This window comes from Pseudomonas sp. Marseille-P9899 (assembly GCF_903166565.1).
In the GTDB taxonomy this organism is placed as follows: domain Bacteria; phylum Pseudomonadota; class Gammaproteobacteria; order Pseudomonadales; family Pseudomonadaceae; genus Aquipseudomonas; species Aquipseudomonas huaxiensis.
The window spans coordinates 11,325-30,953 of sequence record NZ_CAESCG010000009.1 but is presented as its reverse complement, the minus strand read 5'-3'; the positions used below and the strand labels follow the sequence as shown (position 1 = coordinate 30,953).

Below are 19,629 nucleotides of genomic sequence, written 5' to 3'. Positions count from 1 at the left end.
GCAAGCGGTAAATCCGCGACGCCCTGACGCGTTTTTCAAGGAAGGAATGAATGCCTGTTTCACTCGCTTCAACGCGGGGTGAAACAGATGGCTAACGGTTCGCCTCATCCAATCTTTTTGAGGGTTGCACAGATGTCAGTCGCTATCAGGTTTACCGAAGGTCAGGACGCCGGCGAGACGCTCTACGAGTTCGACGAGTCGCCGCTCCTGGCCCGGCAAAGCCGCCAGGAATCCAATGCGCGCAGCTATCCGCGGCGCATCCCGCTGGCGCTGAAGCGCGCCAAGGGCTTGCATGTCGAAGACGTCGAAGGTCGCCGTTTCATCGACTGCCTGGCCGGTGCCGGTACCCTGGCGCTGGGCCACAACCACCCGGTGGTGATCGAGGCCATTCAACAGGTGTTGGCGGATGAACTGCCGCTGCACACCCTGGACCTCACCACGCCGGTCAAGGACCAGTTTGTCCAGGACCTGTTCAGCATCCTGCCGCCTGCGCTGGCGGCGGAAGCGAAGATCCAGTTCTGTGGTCCGACCGGCACCGACGCGGTGGAAGCTGCGCTGAAACTGGTGCGCAGCGCCACCGGGCGCAGCACTGTGCTGTCGTTCCAGGGCGGCTATCACGGCATGAGCCAGGGCGCGCTGAGCCTGATGGGCAGCCTGGGGCCGAAACGCCCGCTGGGCGCGCTGCTCAGCAGCGGCGTGCAGTTCATGCCCTATCCCTACGACTACCGCTGCCCGTTCGGGCTGGGCGGCGCGGCCGGGGTCAAGGCCAATCTGAGTTACCTGCAGAACCTGCTGAGCGACCCGGAAGCCGGCGTGCAACTGCCGGCTGCGGTGATCGTCGAGGTGGTGCAGGGCGAGGGCGGGGTAATCCCGGCTGATCTGGACTGGTTGCGCGGTGTGCGCGCCATCACCGAGAAGGCCGGCGTGGCGCTGATCGTCGATGAAATCCAGAGCGGTTTTGCCCGTACCGGCAAGATGTTCGCCTTCGAGCACGCTGGCATCATCCCGGACGTGGTGGTCATGTCCAAGGCCATCGGCGGCAGCCTGCCGCTGGCGGTGATGGTTTACCGCGACTGGCTGGACACCTGGGCGCCGGGCGCCCATGCCGGCACCTTCCGCGGTAATCAGATGGCCATGGCCGCGGGCTCGGCGGTGATCCGCTACCTCAAGGAGCACAACATCTGCGAGCACGCCGCCGCCATGGGCGCGCGTCTGAGCGCACACCTGCACGACCTGCAACAGGATTACCCGCAGCTGGGTGATATCCGCGGTCGCGGGCTGATGCTGGGCGTAGAACTGGTGGACCCGAGCGGCGAGCCGGATGCTCGCGGCCACGCGCCTTACTTCCCGCGCCTGGCGCCGCTGGTGCAGCGCGAATGCCTCAAGCGCGGGCTGATTCTCGAACTGGGTGGCCGGCATGGCAGCGTGGTGCGCTTCCTGCCGCCGCTGGTGATCACCGCTGAACAGATCGATGAGGTCTCGGCCATTTTCGGCCGCGCCCTGGCCGCTGCGGTGGCCAGCCTGTAATTTTCTGGCGTAGCGATACGTTCATTCCACAAGAGGGCCGCGCGGGTGGCGCGGCCTGGCTTGATAACGACGGAGAGCAACAATGACTTCAGTATTTGACCGCGACGACATCGTGTTCCAGGTAGTGGTCAACCACGAGGAGCAATATTCCATCTGGCCTGAGTACAAGGAAGTACCGAGCGGCTGGCGCACCGTGGGCAAGAGCGGGCTGAAGAAGGACTGCCTGGCCTACATCGAAGAGGTGTGGACCGACATGCGTCCGCTGAGCCTGCGGCAGAAGATGGAGGAGCAAGCTGCGCAGTGAGTGAGCGCGGCTTGTGAAAACGCCCCGGTTTCTGACCGGGGCGTTTTTGTTTCCGGTATCGCTCAAACCAGCGAGTCGGCCTTCACGCGTTTGCGCCCCTCCTTGGTGATGCGCTTCAACGCCGCCGCTGTCGCCAGCGCCGTTCGCTTGCTCCAGATCAGCAATCCACTGAGCACCATCATCGACAGCACCAGGCCGAAGAACGCCCAGATCAGCTTGATCCAGATCCCGCCGAAATCGCCGGTGTGCAGCGGGCGCATCGATTCGGTGACGAACTCCAGCGGCGTGCGGTCCGAGAGCAGGCGCGAGGAGGTGATTTCGCCGGTGTAGGGGTGGATTTCCACCATCTGGTACATCAACGGATACCAACTGCGCCCGGCAGCCACCAGGGTGCCGTAGGTGTTGCTCGGCAACAGCAGGTTGCTGCCGTCCAGGCCCGGCACTTTCTCCTGGGCGATGCTCAGGGCCCGGTCGAGACTGATCATCGGCGGTGGCGTGCCATCGGTGCTCAGTGGAACGCTGTCGTGGGCGATCACCGAAGACACCGGGGAGTAGCTGGAAATGCTGATCTGGTTGTCGCCCAGGATCGCCTGGATCAGGAACCAGGTGCCGGTGATGGAAATGACCGCGATGAACCAGATCGACCAGATCCCGCTCAGGCGGTGGAAATCGCCCCAGAAAATCCGTGCCCCGTGGCTGAAACGCAGTACCGGTTTGAAAAAGCCCTTCCAGAACCGCTTGTAGACCACCAGCCCGGTGATCAGCGAGGCCAGCATCGGCAAGCCGAGGATCGAGACCAGATACCAGCCCCAGGAATAGCCGCTGGTTATCGGCACCAGCCACCAGCCATGCAGGGCACGGGTGAAACGGCGGAAGTCGAAGCTGGGGACATAGCCCTGGATGTCGCCGGTGTAGGGATTGACGTAGGCGATGGTGGCGCGGCCGTCGGGGAAGGTCACGGAGACGTTCAGGGCGAAATAGTCACCGTCCGGCTGAAAGAACGTGCCGACGATGGCTTCCGGGTGGGTTTTGCCGAGGTTGTTCCTGACCTGCTCGAAGCTCAGGCGCTCGGCGTCGTCCGAAGGCTGGTTGGCGCGCATTTCGGGGTTGGCAAGCCACATGATTTCCTTGCTGACCACCGCCAGGGTGCCGGTCACACAAACAATCAGCACGAAAAACCAGATCGGCAGTGCCAGCCAGCTGTGCACCAGGAACCAGATTTTCGAGCGGGACTTCTTCGACATGGGTAACGCTCTCGCTGCACGCCCCGGGGTCGCGGCCCGGGGCTTTCGGTGTCGGTGAAAGCGGCCCCTGCGGCCGCTGCATCCTTACCTGAACGAGTAATGGCGGGTTGGCTTTAAGGAAAAGATGTAACGGAGATGCAAGCAGATGTTTCTTACAGCGAGGTCGGGAGGCTTTTTGTATTTGGGTGTTGTGAGCTTATCCATTCCATTTGGCGAGGCTGCCGGCCCCTTCCGCCTTTACGGCGTCCTGCTTTTTTCTTGGAAAAAGTAGGCAAAACCGCTTGCTCCTGCATACGGCCCTGCGCTGCGCTCCGGGTCCCCTCCCTCCGGCGTCTTGCGGGGGCACGCGGCCTACGACTTGCAAGCAAGTCTACATCTCGCGTCTTCGGCTACGCCGAAGGGTGCTGCGCACCTGCCCCCTCCAGACGCCTCCACTCGGCCTCCTGAAGTCGCAATTTGTGGCGTCTGTACTTTCGTGCAAGAAGAGCAGAAGCAAGATCAAGAGCAAAAAAAAGCAAAAAAGAGCAAAAAAGAGCAAGTCGGTGGTTTTCCCAGCTTCTGCTTTCGAAGATCCGTCATCACAGGCACCGCCCGTAACTTCGCGACTTCAGGAGGCCGAGCGGAGGTGCCTGTAGGGGCAGGTGCGCAGCACCCTTCGGCGTAAGCCGAAGACGCGAGATGTAGACTCGCGAAGCGAGTCGTAGGCCGCGTGGCCCCGAAAGGCGCCGTAGCGAGGGGACCCGGAGCGCAGCGTAGGGCCGGATGCGGGAGCGAGCGGTTTTGCCTACTTTTTCCAAGAAAAAAGTAGGACGCCGTAAAGGCGGAAGGGGCCGGCAGCGGCGCCACATTGAATGGATAAGCTCACAGCACCCAAGCCCAAGCCAAAACCCCAAAGATCATGCCCCCACCATTCCACGAACAACCTTAATTTTCAGCCAAGGCCATACGTTCCATCAGGACACCGGTGTCGCGCCTGACCGCTGGGGCTCGGGCGATTGCACCCTTCAGGGAGAAATTTCATGAGTCATGCGTTGAGTTTGGACATCCGACCTTTGCTGGCCGGGGCGGGCACCTTGCCCATGTTGATCGAGGCGCCCGAACCCGGCCTGGATCTGATGGAAGCGCTTGGCGAGTTCAAGCCGCTGGTGGCGCAGCACCTGTACACCGCCGGCGGTATTCTGTTCCGCGGTTTCGACGTGGGCGGCGCCGAGCGCTTTCGCGAGTTCGCCGCAGGCTTCGGTGATCCGCTGCTCAGCTACGAATTTGGCTCCACCCCGCGCAGCAACGTGACCAAGGGCGTCTACACCTCCACCGAGTACCCGGCGCACCAGAGCATTCCGCTGCACAACGAGCAGGCCTACACCCTCGATTGGCCGATGCGGATCTGGTTCTACAGCATGATCGCCGCCGAGACCGGTGGCGAGACGCCGATTGCCGACAGCCGCGAGGTCTACCGCAGGGTCCCGGCGCGGATCCGCGATCGCTTCATCGAGAAAAAGCTGATGTACGTACGCAATTACGGCAACGGCCTCGACGTGGAGTGGAGCCAGGTGTTCAACACCGAGGACGAAAGCGTGGTCGAGACCTATTGCCGCGCGCATTCGATCCAGTGCGAGTGGAAGGACGACGGCGAACTGCGCACCCGGCAGATCTGCCAGTCGGTGGCGCGCCACCCGATCACCCAGGACATGGTCTGGTTCAACCAGGCGCACCTGTTCCACATCTCCAACCTGCAGGCCGAAGTGCGGGAAAGTTTGTTGGACGTGGTGGACGAGGAAGACCTGCCGCGTAACGTCTATTACGGCGACGGCTCGCCGATCGAAGTCGATCTGCTCGATGAAGTGCGCGGCGTGCTGGACGAATGCACCATCAAGTTCCCATGGCTGGAGAACGACGTGATGATGCTCGACAACATGCTTGCGGCCCATGCGCGTTCTCCGTTTACCGGCAAGCGCAAGGTGGTGGTGGCGATGGCGCAGGGGTATTCCGAGCGCTGATTCATGGGGGACTTTTTGGGGCCGCTTTGCGGCCCTTCGCGAGCAAGCTCGCTCCCACGAAGTTTTGGCATATCCCCAGATTTGAATACGACACAGGCCTTGTGGGAGCGAGCTTGCTCGCGAAGGCCTGCAAAGCAGGCCCAAGGCCAGGCCGCTCGATTCCTTGCTAAATATTTCCATTCCTATTCGTTCTTGTTGATACGACCCACCCATGGTCACGCCGATCAGCAAGGACACACCCCATGAATGCCGAACACGCCCAGAAACTCGCCCGTCGCTTCGTCGAGCTGCCTGCCGAAAAGCGCAGCCTGTTCCTCGAGGCGCTGCGCCGGGAAGAGGTCGACTTTGCCCTGTTTCCCATCCCTTCCAGTGAAGGCGTGGCCGGACGCGATGGCTTGTCTTATGCCCAGCAGCGCATGTGGTTTCTCTGGCAGCTCGATCCTCTGTCCGCCGGCTTCAACCTGCCGATTTCCGTCTGCCTCAATGGCGCCCTCGACATTCCCGCACTCGAGCGCGCTTTCGGTCTGCTGGTAGAGCGCCACGAAAGCCTGCGCACCACCTTCTTCCAGGATGACGAACAGGCCACGCAGCGTGTGGCCGCCGCGGCGCCGGTGCGTATCGCGGTTCGCGATGTCGCGGGCGCGGCCCAGGCCCGCGAGGCGATGGCCGAGGAGGCGAATCGGCCCTTCGATCTGGAACAGGGCCCGCTGTTCCGCGTGCAACTGCTCCGGCTCGCCGCCGACCGCTTTATCCTGCTGCTGACCTTGCACCACATCATTACCGACGGCTGGTCGATGGGCGTGCTGCTGGACGAGTGCATGGGCTACTACGACGCGCTGGCGCAAGGTGTTACCCCGCAGATCCAGCCGCTCGCCGTGCAGTATCGAGATTACGCCCTGTGGCAGCGCGCCTGGCTGGAAGCCGGCGAGCAGGTGCGGCAACTGGAGTACTGGCGCAGCCACCTGGGCGATGAGCACCCGGTGCTGGAGCTGCCCACCGACCGACCTCATCCCGCCGTGCCTAGCCAGAAGGGCCGGCACCTGGATATCGCCCTCGACGGCGACCTGCTGAAAAACCTGCAAGCCTTGGCCCAGCGCCAGGGCGTGACCCTGTTCGTGGTGTTGCTGGCGTCGTTCAAGGTGCTGCTGCACCGCTACAGCGGCCAGACCGATATTCGCGTCGGCGGCCTGATCGCCAACCGCACCCGCAGCGAAACCGAGGGCCTGATCGGCTTCTTCGTCAACACCCAGGTGCTGCGCAGCGAAGTGCGCAGCGACAGCCGTTTCGCCGATCTTCTGCAGACCGTGCGCCACGCCGCGCTGGGCGCCCAGGCCCATCAGGAGTTGCCGTTCGATGCCCTGGCCGACGGCCTGCAAGTCGCTCGCGGACAAAGCCGCAACCCGCTGTTCCAGGCCATGTACAACCACCGTCCACAGGCCAATGACATCGGCGGCAATCAACTGGCCTGCGGCCTGCGGGTCGAAGGGCTGGACGCGGAGCAACAGGCGCAAGACAACCGCGACCATGCCATCGCCTGTGACCTGATGCTGGAAACCACCGGTGAAGGCGAGCACCTGACGGCATCGTTCACCTACGCCACCGATCTGTTTGAGCGCCCGACCATCGAACGCATGGCCGGCCACTGGCGCAATCTGCTGCGCTCGCTGTGTGCCGACGCCAATGCCCGCGTGGGTGAGTTGCCGATGCTGGACGCTGGAGAGCGCGCCTTCTTGATAGAGGGCTGCAACCAGAGCGCCTGTGACTATCCGCTGGAGCGCAGTTATGTGGCGCTGTTTGAAGAGCGAGTGGCCGCGCATCCCGAGCGAATTGCCGTCTCGTGCCTTGAGCGACAGGACACCTACGCCGAACTCAACGCCGCCGCCAACCGCCTCGGTCATGCGCTGATCGCGGCGGGCGCTGGCTTCGACCAGCCGATTGCCCTGCTGGCCGAGCGCGGCCCGGACCTGCTGGGCATGATCGTCGGCAGCTTCAAGGCTGGGGCGGGCTATCTGCCGCTGGACCCGGCACTGCCAAATCCGCGTTTGAGCGGCGTGATCGCGCAGAGCGGCGCGCCGGTGCTGGTGTGCAGCGCCGAATGCGAAGCGCAGGCCCGCGAACTGTTGGTCGGTCTGGAAAGCCCGGTGCAACTGCTGGTCTGGGAACAGGTCCAGCAGAGCGGGGTGTCTGTGGATAACCCGGGCCGCTACAGCGCCCCGGATAACCTCGCTTACGTCATCTTCACTTCCGGTTCCACCGGCCTGCCGAAAGGCGTGATGGTCGAGCAGCGCGGCATGCTCAACAACCAGTTGAGCAAGGTGCCGTATCTCGATTTGAGCAACGCTGATGTGATCGCTCAAACCGCCTCGCAGAGCTTCGATATTTCCGTCTGGCAGTTCCTCGCCGCGCCGCTGTTCGGTGCCCGTGTGGATATCGTGCCGAAGGAAATCGCCCGCGATCCGCAGGCGCTGCTGGCCCACGTTCAAGCTCAGGGCATCAGCGTGCTGGAAAGCGTGCCGTCACTGATCCAGGGCCTGCTGGCCGAAGAGCGCGTGAGCCTGGACGGCCTGCGCTGGATGCTGCCGACCGGCGAAGCCATGCCGCCTGAATTGGCGAAGCAATGGCTGCTGCGTTATCCACAGATTGGCCTCGTCAACGCCTACGGCCCGGCCGAATGCTCGGACGACGTGGCGTTCTTCCGTGTCGATCTGGATTCCACGCAAAGCACTTATCTGCCGATCGGCACGCCGACCGACAACAACCTGATCTACCTGCTGGACGACGCGCTGGAACTGGTGCCGCTGGGTGCCGTTGGCGAGTTGTGCGTGGCGGGGACAGGCGTCGGTCGCGGCTATGTCGCCGATCCGCGCCGCACCACGCCGGTGTACGTGCCGAACCCATTCGGCGCACCGGGCGAGCGCTTGTACCGCACCGGTGACCTGGCACGCCGCCGTGCTGATGGTGTTCTCGAATACGTCGGTCGCGCCGACCATCAAGTGAAGATCCGCGGCTACCGCATCGAGCTGGGCGAAATCGAAACCCGCTTGCAAGAGCACTCCGCGATCCGCGAAGCGGTGGTGTTGGATATCGACGGCCCGCAGGGCAAGCAGCTTGCGGCGTATCTGGTTGCCCGTGGCGAAGTCGATGCTGACGCGCTGCGTGAGGACCTGAAAACCGCACTGAAGGCCAGCCTGCCGGACTACATGGTGCCAACCCACTTTGTGCTGCTGGCCGCCATGCCGCTCACCCCGAACGGCAAGCTCGACCGCAAGGCGCTGCCGAAGCCGGACACCACCCAGGCGCAAACCGCCTACGTGGCGCCGGTCACCGAGCTTGAGCAACAGCTCGCTGCTATCTGGGCCGAGGTGCTGAAGATCGAGCGCGTCGGCCTGAATGACAGCTTCTTCGAGCTGGGCGGCCACTCGCTGCTGGCCGCGCAGATGATCGCGCGGATCAAGAAACAACTGAGCGTCAGCCTGCCGCTGCGCACGCTGTTCGAAAAGCCGCTGCTGAGCGAGCTGGCCGCCGAAGTGGCGGCGCTGACGACGACCACGACTGACGATGACTGGGACGATATGGACCAGTTCATGGATTCTCTGGAGGAAGTAGGAGCATGAGCGGGACCACAACTGCACGTATCGCCAAACGTTTTGTCGGTATGTCCCTCGATCAGCGCCGCCAGTTCCTCGCCAAACTGCGCCAGGACGGTAAGGACTTCAGCCTGCTGCCGATCGTGGAAAGCCGCCACGACGTCGCGCTGATCCCGCTGTCCTACGCCCAGCAGCGCCTGCTGTTCCTCTGGCAGCTCGACCCGTCCAGCGACGCCTACAAGATGACCACCGGCCTGCGCCTGCGCGGGCAACTGGATGACAGCGCGCTGCAACGCGCCTTCGACCTTCTGCTGCAGCGCCACGAAGTGCTGCGCACCGTGTTCCGCACCGATGGCGAGCAGCCGTGCCAGGTGATCCTGCCGTCGCTGTCGATGAACCTGGAACGCAGCGACCTCAGCGCCGTCGCCGCCGACCAGCGCGATGCCGAACTGGCCCGCCAGGTTGGCGCGGCCACCGCGCGGCCGTTCGACCTGATCAATGGCCCGCTGCTGCGCGCCAACCTGTTCCAGCTCGGCGCCGAGGACTTCGTGCTGGTGGTGTGCATGCACCACATCGTCTCCGACGGCTGGTCGATGGACGTGATGGTCAAGGAGTTCGCCCAGAGCTACCAGGCCTGCAGCCAGGGCAGCGAGCCCAACCTGCCGGCGCTGCCGCTGCAATACGCCGACTACGCCATCTGGCAACGCAGTTGGCTGGAAGCCGGGGAGGGCGAGCGGCAACTGGACTATTGGCAGCGCCAACTGGGTGACGAGCAACCGCTACTGGAAGCCGCCCAGGATTTCCCGCGGCCACCAAGCCAGAGCTTCCGTGGCGAGCGCCTCGGCTTCGACTTCGGCGTGGAGCGCTCGCAGCGCCTGAACGCCTTCGCCCGCGCCCAGGGCATGAGCCTGTTCATGCTGGTGCTGGCGGGCTTTTCGCTGTTCCTTTCCCGTCAGTCCGGGCAGCGCGATATCCGCATCGGCGTGCCCAACGCCAACCGCGGCCGCGCGGAAACCGAGGGCCTGATCGGCTTCTTCATCAACACCCAGGTGCTGCGTTGCCAGATCGATGAGCGCCTGAGCTACCTCGATCTGCTCGGCCAGATTCGCGAAACCTCGTTCGACGCCCAGGCGCATCAGGACGTGCCGTTCGAGCAATTGGTCGACCGCCTGGCGCCAGAGCGCAGCCTTGGCCACAACCCGCTGTTCCAGGCCAAGTTCAACCAGAACGTGGTGCTCAAGCAGGAGCTGTCGCTGAAGCTGCCGGGCCTGGACGTCAGCGAGTACCCGCTGCACCGCGAGGGCGCGCACTTCGATCTGGCGCTGGACATCACCGACGACGGCACGCTGATCCACGGCGACATGACCTACGCCAGCGACCTCTACCAACGCGGCACCGTGGAAGCGTTCATCCCGTCGCTGCTGATGCTGTTCGATAAGTTGCTGGAAGCGCCTCGGGCGCCGCTGCTCAGCCTCGGCGCCTTGCCGCAGCCGCAAGCGCAGGCGCCTCTGGCTGCCGCGCCGCTGGTGCTGGAACAGTGGAACCGCCATGTCGCGCAACGGCCTGACGCCCTGGCCGCTCGCTGCCTGAGCGAAAGCCTGAGCTATCGCGAACTGGACGAGGCGGCCAACCGCCTGGCCCATCACCTGCTGGCGCAGGGCGTCAGTGCGGGCCAACCGGTGGCGCTGTTGATGGAGCGCTCGCTGGAATGGCTGACCGCGTTGCTGGCCACCCTCAAGGTCGGCGCGGTGTACATGCCGCTGGACGCCAAGGCGCCGGACGCGCGCTTGCAGCAGATGCTGGAACGCGCCCGGGCGCGGGTGCTGCTGTGCGCCGCGGGCGATGCGCGCCTGACCTTGCTGAAGATCGACGGCTGCGTTGCGCTGGCCTACAACCCGGCATCATGGCAGGCGCAGCCGGCCACGACGCCAGCACTGAGCATTGACGCCGAGGCCCCGGCCTACGTGATCCACACCTCCGGTTCCACCGGCCTGCCCAAGGGCGTGCTGGTCAGCCACGGTGCCTTGGCCAGCTATGTGCGCGGCTTGCTGACCCGTCTGGAACTGGCGCCGGAGGCGAGCATGGCGCTGGCCTCTACCATCGCCGCCGACCTCGGCCACACCGTGCTGTTCGGTGCGCTGTGCGCCGGCCGCACCCTGCATGTGATGCCGGAGGCACTGGGCTTTGACCCGGATGCATTCGCCGACTACATGGCGACCCATCAGGTGGGCGTACTGAAGATCGTCCCGGGCCACCTTGTCGCGCTGTTGCAGGCGTCCCGCGCCGCCGACGTGCTGCCGCGCCACGCCCTGATCGTCGGTGGCGAAGCCTGCCCGGCCGGGTTGGTGGAGCAGGTCCGCCGCCTACGTCCGCAGTGCCGCTTCATCAACCACTACGGCCCGAGCGAAACCACGGTCGGCGTGCTGACCCATGAAGTCCGCGCCGACGATCCGCTGCCCCAGATCGTGCCGGTCGGCACGCCGCTGCCGGGTGCCTGCGTGCGGGTGCTGGATGACGTGCTCAACGGCGTCGCAGAGAAGGTGCCGGGCGAGTTGTATATCGGTGGCGACAGCGTGGCCCTGGGTTACCTCGGCCAACCGGCACTGACCGCCGAGCGCTTTATTCCTGACCCACATGGCGCGGCCGGTGCACGGTTGTACCGCAGCGGCGACCGGGTGCGGCGCAACCCTCAGGGACAACTGGAGTTCATTGGCCGGGCCGACGATCAGGTGAAGATTCGCGGTTACCGGGTCGAGCCGGCGGAAGTCGCGCGGGTTTTGCAGACGTTGCCGTCGGTGACCCAGGCGGTGGTGCTGGCCGATCCGCAGGATGGCGACGAATCCCGCCTGCAACTGCTGGCCTGGTGTGTGGCCAGCGGCGTGCAGGCCGATGCTCTGCGCGAGCAACTGGCCGAGCGTCTGCCGGAGTACATGGTGCCGGCGCAGATCGTTCTGCTGGAACAACTGCCGCTGACCGCCAACGGCAAACTCGACCGCAAGGTCCTGCCCAAGCCGGGCGCGGTCAAGCAGCGTTATGTCGCCCCGCAAGGCGAGATCGAGGAAAAGCTCGCCGCCATCTGGCGCGACGTGCTCAAGCTGGAACAGGTCGGCAGCACCGACAACTTCTTCGAACTGGGCGGCGACTCGATTCTCAGCCTGCAGATCATTGCCCGGGCCAAGCGCCAGGGCCTCAAACTCAGCCCCAAGCAACTGTTCGAAAAGCAGACCATCGGCCAACTGGCCTCGGTGGCCAAGCTGATCGAGAAGAAGGCCGCCGCCGTGGTGGTCGAGCAGATCAGCGGCAACCTGCCGCTGCTGCCGATCCAGGCGCGCTTCTTCGAACTGGACATCCCCGCGCGCCAGCACTGGAACCAGTCGGTGCTGCTCAGCCCGACCCAGCCGCTCGACGCCGCGCACCTGCGGGCGGCGCTGCATGCGCTGGTCGAGCAGCACGATGCGCTGCGCCTGAATTTCGCCCGGCAGTACGCCGGCTGGCAGGCGGTGTTCGCTCCGCTCAACAGCGCCGAACTGCTGTGGACCCGCGAGCTGGACGCTGTCGATGGCATCGAAGCGCTGGCCGATGAAGCCCAGCGCAGCCTCGACCTGAAGACCGGCCCGCTGCTGCGTGCGCTCTTGATCAAACTGTCGGCCGGCGAACAGCGCCTGCTGCTGGTGATCCATCACCTGGTGGTGGACGGGGTGTCCTGGCGCGTGCTGCTGGAAGACTTGCAACAGGCCTACGGCGCCATCGCCGCAGGCCGTGCGCCGGGGCTGCCGGCCAAGAGCACGTCGTTCAAGGCCTGGGCGGAAAAGCTGCATGGCTATGCTGCAAGCCCGACGCTGGAAGCCGAGCGTGATTACTGGCGCGCCACCCTGGCCGGCGCCGAAGACACGCTGCCGCGCGACAACACCCAGGCCAATCCACGGATTGCCGACGCCACCCATGCCGCGTCGCAACTGAGCGCGGAACTGACCGCGCACCTGCTCAAGGTCGCGCCGGCGGCCTATCGCACCCAGGTCAACGACCTGCTGCTGACCGCCCTGGCCCAGGTGCTGTGCCAGTGGAGCCAGCAGCCGTCGGTGCTGATCCAGCTGGAAGGCCATGGCCGCGAAGACCTCTTCGACGACGTCGACCTGAGCCGCACCGTCGGCTGGTTCAGCAGCCTGTTCCCGGTCCGCCTGACGCCTGCCGGCAACGCGGCCGCCTCGATCTGCGCGATCAAGGAGCAACTGCGCGGCGTGCCGGCCAAGGGCATTGGTTTCGGCCTGCTGCGCTACCTCGGCGATGTCGATTTCGCCCATGAACTGGCGGCCCTGCCGCAAGCGCGGGTGACCTTCAACTACCTGGGTCAGTTCGATGCCAGCTTCGATCGCGAGCACGGCGCGTTGTTCGCCCCGGCCAGCGAACACGGCGGCCAGCCGCTGTGTCCAGAAGGCCCGCTGGGCAACTGGCTGAGCATCAATGGCCAGGTCTACGACGGCCAGTTGCGCCTGGAATGGGCGTTCAGCCGCGAGATGTTCCAGCCCGCCACCATCGAGGCCCTGGCCCGTGACTACGAACGGACCCTGACCGAGCTGATCGAGCATTGCGTGGCCGGCAACCAGGGCGTCACGCCTTCCGATTTTCCGCTGGCAACCCTGAGCCAGGCGCAGCTCGATCGCCTGCCGGTGCCCGCCGCGCGCATCGAAGACATCTACCCGCTGTCGCCGATGCAGCAGGGCATGCTGTTCCACAGCCTCTACGCGAAAGAAGCCGGCAACTACATCAACCAGTTGCGGGTGGACGTCGAGGGCCTTGACGCCGCGCGGCTGCGTGCGGCCTGGCAAGCGCTGCTGGACAACCACGAAGTGCTGCGCAGTGTCTTCGTCACCGAGGGCGACCAGCCGTTGCAAGTGGTGCAGCGCGACGTGGTGCTGGCGTTCGTCGAAATCGACGCCCGCGAGCAGGACGACCGCGACACCTGGATCGACGACTGGGCCCGCGCCGAGCGCGACCAGGGCTTCGAACTGGCCGAGGGCCCGCTGCTGCGGCTGGCGCTGATCCGTACCGGCGACAACCGTTATCAACTGATCTACACCAGCCACCACATCCTGATGGATGGCTGGAGCAGTTCGCGGATGCTCGGCGAAGTGCTGCAACGCTACGCCGGCGCGCCGATTTCCCGTCAGGGCAGCCGCTACCGCGACTACATCCGCTGGCTGCAAGGCCAGGATGCGGCGGCTGGCCAGCGTTTCTGGCTGGAGCAACTGGCGGACCTCAACGAGCCGACGCGGCTGGCCCAGGCCTTCAAGGCCGGCGCCGATGGCGAGGGCTACGGCGAGTACCTGGAAGACCTCGACGCCGACCTGTCCCGTCGCCTCGGCGACTTCGCCCGCGAGCAGCGGGTCACGTTGAACACCTTGGTGCAGGCGGCGTGGCTGTTGCTGTTGCAACGCTATACCGGGCAGTCCAGCGTCACTTTCGGCGCCACCGTGGCCGGGCGTCCGGCTGAGCTTGCGGGTGTGGAAGAACAGCTTGGCCTGTTTATCAACACCCTGCCGGTGGTGGGCAGCCCGCGTTCAGAACAGAGCGTCGGCGACTGGGTGCAACAGGTGCAAAACCAGAACCTCGCCTTGCGCGAGTTCGAACACACGCCGCTGTACGAAGTGCAGCGCTGGGCCGGCTGGGCGGGCGAGGCGCTGTTCGATTCGATCCTGGTCTTCGAGAACTACCCGGTGTCGGAGGCGCTGCAACAGGCCGCGCCAGACGGTCTGGTGTTCGGCGACGTGCACAGTCAGGAGCAGACCCACTATCCGCTGACCCTGGTGGTCAACACCGGTGAGCGCCTGTCGCTGCGTATCAGCCATGACCGCCGTCACTTCGGCGAGCAGGCCGTGGCGCAATTGGCGGCGCATTTCAATCATCTGCTGGGCGCGCTGATCGTCGATGCCGCCGCACCGGTGGGCGAACTGGCGCTGCCAAGTGGCTGGCATCAGGACGTGGCTCGCTATGAGAGAGAGCAGTGCGTTCAACAGATGATCGAAGCCCAGGCGGCGCGCGTGCCGGAAGCGATAGCGCTGACCTTTGGCAGTGAACAGCTGACCTACGCCGCACTCAATGCCCGGGCCAACCAGCTTGCGCACAAATTGCGCGAGCAGGGCGTGGGGCCGGATGTACTGGTCGGGTTGTCGGTCGAACGCGGCTTCGAGATGCTGATTGGCGTGCTGGCGATTCTCAAGGCGGGCGGTGCCTATGTGCCGCTGGACCCGGATTATCCACAGGACCGCTTGAGTTACATGATGGAAGACAGCGGCATTTCCCTGCTGCTGGCCCAGTCTCATCTGCTGCCTGCGTTGCCGGTTCCGACGGGTGTGCAATCGTTGCGCCTCGATGAATCGCTGGACGGCTACAGCAGCGAAAACCTGGTCAACCTGACCTCGCCGGACAACCTGGCCTACGTGATCTACACCTCGGGTTCGACTGGCAAACCGAAGGGCACCTTGCTACCGCATCACAACGTGCTGCGCCTGTTCAAGGCCACGGATGACTGGTTCAACTTCGACGCAAATGACGTCTGGACTCTGTTCCACTCCTACGCCTTCGACTTCTCGGTATGGGAAATTTTCGGTGCGCTGATGTACGGCGGTCGTCTGGTGGTGGTGCCGCGTGAAGTGACCCGTTCGCCGGAAGAGTTCCACCAGTTGTTGGCTTCCGAGAACGTCACCGTGCTGAACCAGACCCCGTCGGCGTTCAAGCAATTGGCGCGAGTGGCCTGCGAGTCGTCCGCCGAACTGGCGCTGCGTTACGTGGTGTTCGGTGGCGAGGCGCTGGATATCGGCAGCTTGCAGCCTTGGTTCGAGCGCTTCGGCGACCAGAAGCCGCAGTTGATCAACATGTACGGCATCACCGAAACCACGGTGCACGTGACCTACCGCCCGATCAGCAAGGCCGACCTGTTGCAGGCCGATGTCAGCCCGATTGGCGAGGCCATCCCGGACCTGTCGTGGCATGTGCTGGACACCGACTTCAACCCGGTGGCGCAGGGTGTCAGCGGCGAGTTGCATGTCGGCCACGCCGGTCTGGCCCGTGGTTATCACAACCGCGCCGCACTGACCGCCGAGCGCTTTGTGCCGAACCCGTTCGCCAAGGACGGTAGCCGTCTGTACCGCACCGGTGACCTGGCCCGCTACCGCGCCGAGGATGTGATCGAATACGCCGGCCGTATCGACCATCAAGTGAAGATTCGCGGCTTCCGTATCGAGCTGGGCGAAATCGAAGCGCGCCTGCAAGAACATGCCGCAGTGCGCGAAGTGATCGTGCTGGCAGTGGAGGGCCCGAGCGGGCAGCAACTGGCGGCGTATCTGGTGCCAAGTGCGCTGGAACAGGATCAGCAAACACTGCGCGAAATCCTGAAAGCACACCTGAAAGCCAACCTGCCGGACTACATGGTGCCGACGCACCTGATCGTGCTCGATGCCATGCCCCTGACCGCCAACGGCAAGCTGGACCGCAAGGCCCTGCCCAAGCCTGATGCGGCGCTGCTACAAGGCGAACATGTGGCACCGGTCAGCGAACTGGAGCAGCAACTGGCGGCAATCTGGGCCGAGGTGCTGAAAGTCGAACAGGTCGGTCTGACCGACAACTTCTTCGCGCTGGGCGGTCACTCGCTGCTGGCGACCCAGGTGGTCTCGCGGGTACGTCAGCAACTGGGACTGGAGCTGTCGCTGCGCGCGCTGTTCGAGGCCGAGGACCTGGCCGCGTTCGCTGCGGCAGCCGGGCAGGGCGCTGCCAACAGCGCCCCCGCCTTTATCCACGCTGATCGCGGTCAGCCGCTGCTGCTGTCCTACGCCCAGCAACGTCAGTGGTTCCTCTGGCAACTGGAGCCGGACAGCGCCGCTTACAACATTCCTGTCGCCCTGCGCCTGAACGGCTCGCTGGATATCGAGGCGCTGGAATCGAGTTTCGCCGCGCTGATCGCCCGTCACGAAACCCTGCGCACCACCTTCCGCCAGGACGGCGAGCAGGCGGTGCAGGTGGTGCATCCGGCAGCGCCGTTCGTGCTGGCGGTGGAGCAACTGGCCGCGGGTGAAACCCTGCGGGCCTGTGTCGAGCAGGAAGTGCAGCGGCCGTTCGATCTGCAACAGGGGCCGCTGCTGCGGGTCAAGCTGTTGCACCTGGGCGAGCACGAACATGTGCTGGTGCTGACCCAGCACCACATCGTCTCCGATGGCTGGTCGATGCCGATCATGGTCGATGAGCTGGTGCGCCTCTACGAAGGCTTCAGCCAGGGCCGGGAAACCGCGCTGGGCGTCTTGCCGATCCAGTACGCCGACTACGCCCTGTGGCAACGCACCTGGATGGAAGCTGGCGAGAAAGCCCGGCAACTGGACTACTGGACCGCCCAACTGGGTGGCGAGCAGCCGGTGCTGGAACTGCCGATGGACCGTCCACGTCCGGCGATCCAGCAACTGGCGGGCGCACGCTGCGCCATCGCGCTGGACAACGCGCTGGTGGATAACCTTAAGCAAGTGGCGCGGCAGCAGGGCGTGACCCTGTTCATGCTGCTGCTGGCGTCGTTCCAGACCCTGTTGCACCGCCACAGCGGCCAGGCCGATATTCGCGTCGGCGTGCCGATCGCCAACCGTACCCGTGCCGAGACCGAGGGGCTGATCGGCTTCTTCGTCAACACCCAGGTGCTCAAGGCCGAATTCGCCGCGGGCGACACCTTCAGGCAGTTGCTGCAACAGGTCAAACAGACCGCGTTGCAAGCCCAGGCCCATCAGGAATTGCCGTTCGAGCAGTTGGTGGAGGCGTTGCAACCGCAGCGCAGCCTCAGCCACAGCCCGCTGTTCCAGGTGATGTTCAACCACCAGACCGAGGTCAAGGGCGAGGGCCGCGAGTTGCCTGGCCTGACCGTCGAAGGGCTGGAGTCGGACAGCCAGGCCGCCCAGTTCGACCTGACCCTGAACACCTCCGAGCATGCCCGTGGTCTGTTTGCCGAGCTGAGCTACGCCACGGCGCTGTTCGATGCGGCGACCATCGAGCGTCTGGCCGGGCACTGGCGCAACCTGCTGCAAGGCATCTGCGCCGATGTCGGGCAGCGCGTGGCAGCCTTGCCGTTGCTGGACGCCGCCGAGCGTCAGCAGATCCTCGTCGAGTGGAACCGTAGCGAGGCCGATTACCCGCGTGAACAGAGCCTGCCGGCGCTGTTCGAAGCCCAGGTGCTGGCGACGCCGGATGCCACGGCGCTGGTGCTCGGTGACGCGTCGCTGAGTTATGCACAACTGAATACCCGCGCCAATCAACTGGCCCACAAGCTGCGCGAACTGGGCGTGGGCCCGGACGTGCTGGTGGGCGTGGCGCTGGAGCGCTCGCTGGAAATGGTCATTGGTCTGCTGGCGATCCTCAAGGCCGGTGGCGCGTATGTGCCGCTGGACCCGGATTTCCCACCAGATCGCCTGGCCTACATGATGGAAGACAGCGGCCTGAAATTGCTGCTGACCCAGTCCTCGCTGCTGGCGCAACTGCCGATTCCTGCTGGCATCGATAACCTGTGCCTGGACCAGGATGGCGACTGGCTGGATGGCTACGGTCAGGACAATCTGCCTGGTCTCGCTGGCCCATTGAACCTGGCCTACGCCATCTACACCTCAGGTTCCACTGGCCTGCCCAAGGGCGTGACGATTCACCATCAGGCGCTGGTCAACTTCCTCTCCAGCATGGCCGATCAGCCAGGCATCACGGGCAACGACCGGGTCCTGCAACTGACCTCGCTGTCCTTCGATATCGCCGGTCTTGAGCTGTACCTGCCGCTGTTGCGCGGCGCCGCAGTGGTATTGCTGAACACTCACCAAAATAAAGACCCGCAAGCCCTGCTGAGCGTAATCGCCCAGCAGAACGTGACGGTGATCCAGGCCACGCCTTCGAGCTGGCGGATGATCCTCGACGCGGCACCGGCTGGCGCGCTCAACGGCAAGACGATTCTCTGCGGCGGCGAAGCGCTGAGTGCCGAACTGGCGCAGCGTTTGATCGAGCAGGCCGGACATGTGTGGAACGTCTACGGCCCGACCGAGACCACCATCTGGTCGGCCCGCCATTACCTCACTGAAAGCGACGATGTCTGGCTGGGCAAACCGCTGGCCAACACCTCGCTTTATATCATCAGCGACGATATCGACGTGCTGCCAGTAGGCGCCCGTGGCGAGTTGCTGATTGGCGGCGACGGTCTGGCCCGTGGTTATCACCAACGTCCTTCGTTGACCGCGGAGCGCTTTATCCCTGATCCGTTCTCCAGCAATGGCGGCCGCCTGTACCGCACCGGCGACCTGGCGCGTTATCACGCCGACGGTGTGATCGAATACGCCGGCCGTCTCGACCATCAAGTGAAGATTCGCGGTTTCCGCATCGAACTGGGCGAGATCGAGGCGCGGCTGCTGGAGCATCCGGCCGTACACGAAGCGGTGGTGATCGATATCGAAGTCAGCGGCCACAAGCAGTTGGCGGCCTACCTGATCGGTGACGAGGACAGCACTGCGCTGCGTGCCGAACTCAAGGCCCATCTCAAGGCGGGCCTGCCTGACTACATGGTGCCGAGCCACCTGGTGTGGCTGGAGAAAATGCCCCAGACCCCCAACGGCAAGCTGGACCGCAAGGCCCTGCCCAAGCCCGATGCCAGCCCGCTGCAGAACGTCTACGTGGCGCCGGTCAGCGAGCTGGAACAGCAACTGGCCGCGCTCTGGGCCGAGGTACTGAACGTCGAGCGCGTGGGGCTGACCGACGACTTCTTCGAGCTGGGCGGGCATTCGCTGCTCGCGGCGCAGCTGATTTCAAGAATCCATTCCGGCCTCGGTATCGACGTACCGCTGCGCCTCATTTTCGAGAAACCGCAATTGAACGATTTTATCCAGGCATTCGAGAGCACCGGTCTGTCGCTGACCGAAGACGGCTTGTCCGATATCGAAAAAATGATGAACGAAATGGCAGGGGCCTGA

General features: G+C 64.6%; 6 protein-coding genes. 5 read left to right on the top strand and 1 reads right to left on the bottom strand.

Features of this window, described 5'->3' with window-relative positions; all coding sequences use genetic code 11:
• Window positions 1-132 precede the first annotated feature (132 nt).
• Window positions 133-1,527 (top strand): aspartate aminotransferase family protein, encoded by a 1,395-nt coding sequence (locus tag HWV67_RS28175; protein ID WP_175653609.1) that lies wholly within the window; start codon window positions 133-135, stop codon window positions 1,525-1,527.
• Between the two features lie 82 nt (window positions 1,528-1,609).
• Window positions 1,610-1,831: an MbtH family protein gene (locus tag HWV67_RS28170; RefSeq protein ID WP_175653608.1), complete on the top strand. Its 222-nt coding sequence runs from the start codon at window positions 1,610-1,612 to the stop codon at window positions 1,829-1,831.
• A gap of 62 nt (window positions 1,832-1,893) precedes the next feature.
• On the opposite strand, the gene HWV67_RS28165 is transcribed toward HWV67_RS28170, so the two are convergent.
• Window positions 1,894-3,075: a PepSY-associated TM helix domain-containing protein gene (locus HWV67_RS28165; protein ID WP_175653607.1), complete on the bottom strand. Its 1,182-nt coding sequence runs from the start codon at window positions 3,073-3,075 to the stop codon at window positions 1,894-1,896.
• A 1,019-nt stretch (window positions 3,076-4,094) separates the two neighbouring features.
• Here HWV67_RS28165 and HWV67_RS28160 point away from each other — a divergent pair.
• The 3 genes from HWV67_RS28160 to HWV67_RS28150 all read left to right on the top strand — a co-directional run bounded on the left by HWV67_RS28160 (window position 4,095) and on the right by HWV67_RS28150 (window position 19,629).
• Entirely contained in the window at window positions 4,095-5,072 is a 978-nt protein-coding gene (locus HWV67_RS28160; RefSeq protein ID WP_175653606.1) for a TauD/TfdA family dioxygenase, read from the top strand.
• A gap of 242 nt (window positions 5,073-5,314) precedes the next feature.
• The gene (locus HWV67_RS28155; protein WP_175653605.1) at window positions 5,315-8,686 is read left to right on the top strand and encodes a non-ribosomal peptide synthetase; all 3,372 of its coding nucleotides are present in this window, start codon (window positions 5,315-5,317) and stop codon (window positions 8,684-8,686) included.
• The gene (locus HWV67_RS28150; protein WP_175653604.1) at window positions 8,683-19,629 is read left to right on the top strand and encodes a non-ribosomal peptide synthetase; all 10,947 of its coding nucleotides are present in this window, start codon (window positions 8,683-8,685) and stop codon (window positions 19,627-19,629) included. The genes HWV67_RS28155 and HWV67_RS28150 overlap by 4 nt, the downstream gene beginning before the upstream one ends.

Coding starts and splice junctions, on each gene's coding strand:
- HWV67_RS28175 (WP_175653609.1), top strand. CDS start 133: ATGTCAGTCGCTATCAGGTTTACCGAAGGTCAGGACGCCGGCGAGACG.
- HWV67_RS28170 (WP_175653608.1), top strand. CDS start 1,610: ATGACTTCAGTATTTGACCGCGACGACATCGTGTTCCAGGTAGTGGTC.
- HWV67_RS28165 (WP_175653607.1), bottom strand. CDS start 3,075: ATGTCGAAGAAGTCCCGCTCGAAAATCTGGTTCCTGGTGCACAGCTGG.
- HWV67_RS28160 (WP_175653606.1), top strand. CDS start 4,095: ATGAGTCATGCGTTGAGTTTGGACATCCGACCTTTGCTGGCCGGGGCG.
- HWV67_RS28155 (WP_175653605.1), top strand. CDS start 5,315: ATGAATGCCGAACACGCCCAGAAACTCGCCCGTCGCTTCGTCGAGCTG.
- HWV67_RS28150 (WP_175653604.1), top strand. CDS start 8,683: ATGAGCGGGACCACAACTGCACGTATCGCCAAACGTTTTGTCGGTATG.